At 62.8% G+C, this 707-nt stretch carries 1 protein-coding gene; it reads right to left on the bottom strand.

Annotated elements, in window-relative coordinates:
• Window positions 1-35: 35 nt before the first annotated feature.
• The coding region (locus A5692_RS17635) for a sensor domain-containing protein (protein ID WP_231984356.1) at window positions 36-707 on the bottom strand (672 nt) is incomplete at its 5' end.

Below are 707 nucleotides of genomic sequence, written 5' to 3'. Positions count from 1 at the left end.
CGCCGCCTGCACAAAGTATTCCGATTCTCCCGGGTCTATCGGGGTATCTTCTCCGACATCTTGTCCAGAATTGTCGCGGTGGCCGGAGCGCCATTGCCGTATTGGCACACCTGCGCAGTGATGATCACATTGTTCTTCGCGCGCGCCACGTTGGGGCAGATCCAACCGGTGATCTGCCCGTCCTCTAGTTCCGTTCCCGTCCACCGCACTCCCGTATCGGTCGCGTCGGTCTTCTGGAATCTCCATCGATATTTGCCGCTCAGGTGGATGACGGCATTGCTGCAGGCGTCGAGACGCTTGGCAAAAGCGTTGCCAAGCAACACCGTCGCTGCTTTGGAATCGACGACCGTCGCAACGGCTTGACGGACCGCATGCTCGTACGTGTCCTTGTCCTCTTTGTAGAGATTGCTCCGCCACGCGGTGTAAGCCACCCCCACCGAGTACGTGTCTGGCGCGATCAGCGGTTCGCACTCGGGGTCACCCTCGTCGGCGAAGGCGGCCACGGGCGGGGAGGTCGCGCCGGGCGGAGGTTTGGACGCCCAGTTGAGTTTCGCACCGACAATCTCGCTAATCAGGTCCGGCGCCAAGATCAGCGAGTCGATGGCGTCGGGGGTAAGGGTGGGGGCCACTGTGGTCGTCACCTTGGGCGGCGCTTGCGTTGTGCTGTGGCCGCCACCCTGCCCGACGCCACACCCAACCGCTAACGC

Origin of the sequence: Mycobacterium sp. E342 (genome assembly GCF_001667665.1) — a bacterium.
Lineage (GTDB): Bacteria > Actinomycetota > Actinomycetes > Mycobacteriales > Mycobacteriaceae > Mycobacterium.
Note: the sequence above shows the minus strand (reverse complement) of the source record. Positions and strands in the feature narration are given on the sequence as shown.